The following is a 2,646-nucleotide window of genomic DNA, read 5'->3' as shown; positions in this document are numbered from 1 at the left end:
TGTCAAGGGCCATTGAGTTCTGCCCATAGGCGGCCAGTGTTTCTTCCCGCTGGTGGCCATCAGAACTGCCCACTGGTGGCCAGCTGGTTTGCCCGTTTGGGTGGTGGTGCTGGCCACCGTGATGGGATCAGTTCAGTGGCATGACTCCCTTCCCGGCCATTGCCTGGGTCATCCGTACGGAGTCTCCGGTGGTCTGGCACACGTGGGCGTGGTGCAGGAGCCGGTCCACGGTGGCGGTGGCCAGGGTCTTGGGCATCAGCTCGTCGAAGCCGGCCGGGTGCAGGTTCGAGCTGATCGCTACGGAGCGTTTCTCGTAGGCGGCGTCCACGATGCGGTAGAGGCCCTCGGCGGCATCGTCGGCGACCGGCAGCAGGCCGATGTCGTCGATGACGATCAGGTCGGCGCGCAGGATTCGGGCGACGGCTTTGGTGATGGTGTCATCGGGCCGGTGGGCCCGGATCATCGCCCCGAGGTCCTCCAGGGTGAACCAGGCCACCCGCTTGCCCTCCTCCACGGCCTGCTGGCCCAGGGCCTCGAGGAAGAAGGTCTTGCCGGTGCCGGAGGGCCCGCAGACCACGAGGTTCTCTCTGCGCGAGAGCCATTCCAGGGTGCGCAGGGACTGCTGGGTCGGGGCCGGGATCGAGGAGGCGCCCGGATCCCAGGTCGTGAAGGTCTTGCCGGTGGGGAACCCGGCGGCCTTGCGCCGGGCGGCGAGCATGGATCGGGCCCGACCGGTGGTCTCCTCGACCAGCAGGGCCTTGAGGACCTCGGCCGGCTCCCAGCGTTGGGCCCGGGCGGTGGCCAGTACCTCGGCGGCGATACCGCGGGCGTGGGGCATCTTCAGCTGCCGCAACAGCGCCTCCAAATCGGCCGGCAGCGCCGGTGCGGCGGTGTTCGGGGTGTGGATGCTCACCGGGCTGCCCCCTCGGTGTTGGAGGTACCGAGGCCGGCCCAGCCGGCGGTGCCCTGGGTCAGGGACCGTTCCTCGGTGGCGGTGTGCATCCCGGTGCGGTGGCCGGCGGCGGTGAGCAGGGAGGCCAGGTCGCCGTGGGCGAAGCGCTGGTGCACCGCGGCCACCCCGAGGGCGCGGTCGACCTGGTCGGTGCCGGCGAGCTTGGCCAGGGTGACGGCCTCGGCCATCTTCTGACCGATCCGGCTGGTGCCGGCCGCGGCGGCCTCCACCAGCCAGGTCCTCGCTCCGGCCCCGATGGCCAGGAACTCGGCCTCCGCCGCCGAACGGGGCACCGGGGTGTAGTCCCCGGGCACCTTGTCCGTCTCGTGGCCGGGGAAGTGCGCGTCGTCGATGGCCGGGGACCCGGGCCGGGCCACCCGGTGCCGGGCGACCTCCACCGGCCCCTGCGCACCGGCGTGCATGATCACCACCATCGAGTCCGGTCCGGTGCCGTGATGGCGCACGAACACCTCGGCCCCGAGCAGGTGCGCGGGCACCGAGTACTGGGCGTTTTCGAAGGAGACCATCGGCGTGTTCTCCGGCACCTTCCGTCCCACCCCGTAGGCCACGGTGTGCGCCGTGGCGGGGATCCGATGCAACGCGCTGGTCTCCTCGGCGAGCATGTGGTCCGGGCGGCGCCGGGTCACCCGGTGCTCCCGGGAGTTCACCATGGCCATGAACCCCGCGCAGGCGGCCTCGAGCTCAGCGAACGAGGCGTACTGGTCCCGCAGGTTGGTGTCCTTCGGGACCAGGTCGGCCTTGGCCAGCTTCACCGCGTTCTCCACCCCGCCCTTGGCGGCCGGATCCGCTGGCTGGCAGGTCAGCACCTCCACGCCGTAATGCCGAGCGAACGCCACGGTGGCCTGGTTACGCACCGGCACCCCGGCCACATGAGAGACCGTCACTGTCTTCTCGTTATCCGTCAGCACATAGGTCGGCGCGCCCCCGATCAGCCGGAAGCACCGGTCCAGGGCGGCGAACACACTCGGAGCCGTCCTATCACGCAGGGCGATGACGATCCGGTAGCGGGACCAGGCCAGCCAGGCCACGAACAGCACCGTCTTGGCCCCGTCGATCGCCGGCCCATCGCCGAAGTCGTACTGCAGCCATGCGCCCGGCTCGGTGATCCAGGGCCGGTGCACCCGGCGCTTCCCGGCCCGCCAGGCGGCCTTCACCTCGGCCACCGCCCGCCGGGTGGAGCGCTCAGAGCCGGTGTAGCCCATTGCGGTGAGCTTGGCGTGCACGACATCGGCGCGGATCCTGCCCGTGGAGGCCTCGACCCATTCCTCGATCTTGGGCAGCCAGACATCGGTGACCTTCGGGCGGCTGGCTCCGGATCCAGGGGTCTGGCCGGCGTCGCGGGCCCGCACCAGCCGGGCCACGGTGTGATGGGAGCAACCGGCCAGCTCGGCGGCGCCCCGCAATGACTTGGTCAGGTCATAGGCACTGAGTATTTTCATGGTTTCTGCGGCATCCTTCATTCAGGGCCTCTTCCTCGCTGGATTCGATTCGACACCGATATCCAACCCGGGGAGGAGGCCCCCGCCGGCTCACGACGCGGCGGGCAACGAGCAACGCGGGCAAACCAGATGGCCAGCACCGGGCAGTTCCCGTGGCCATCACTGGGCAGTCCTCATGGCCGTCAGCGGGTCATTCCCTGGCCACCTATGGGCAGCTTTTCATGGCCGCTTACA

General features: G+C 70.0%; 2 protein-coding genes. Both read right to left on the bottom strand.

All coding sequences use genetic code 11. The features are described 5' to 3' along the window. Nucleotides 1-127: 127 nt before the first annotated feature. Nucleotides 128-913 (bottom strand): IS21-like element helper ATPase IstB, encoded by a 786-nt coding sequence (istB, locus tag QL983_RS11005; protein WP_010078636.1) that lies wholly within the window; start codon nucleotides 911-913, stop codon nucleotides 128-130. Then, nucleotides 910-2,433 carry an IS21-like element ISMlu14 family transposase gene (locus tag QL983_RS11000; RefSeq protein WP_031943827.1) on the bottom strand — a complete coding sequence of 508 codons (1,524 nt, stop codon included), beginning with the start codon at nucleotides 2,431-2,433 and terminating at the stop codon, nucleotides 910-912. Before QL983_RS11000 ends, istB begins: the two co-directional genes overlap by 4 nt. Nucleotides 2,434-2,646 lie beyond the last annotated feature (213 nt).

This window comes from Micrococcus sp. APC 4021 (assembly GCF_030407635.1).
In the GTDB taxonomy this organism is placed as follows: Bacteria; Actinomycetota; Actinomycetes; order Actinomycetales; family Micrococcaceae; genus Micrococcus; species Micrococcus luteus.
This window is presented reverse-complemented; position numbering and strand designations above follow the sequence as displayed.

Bases quoted from the DNA above. Each gene is read 5' to 3' on its own strand.
- QL983_RS11000 (WP_031943827.1), bottom strand. From the start codon at position 2,433: ATGAAGGATGCCGCAGAAACCATGAAAATACTCAGTGCCTATGACCTG.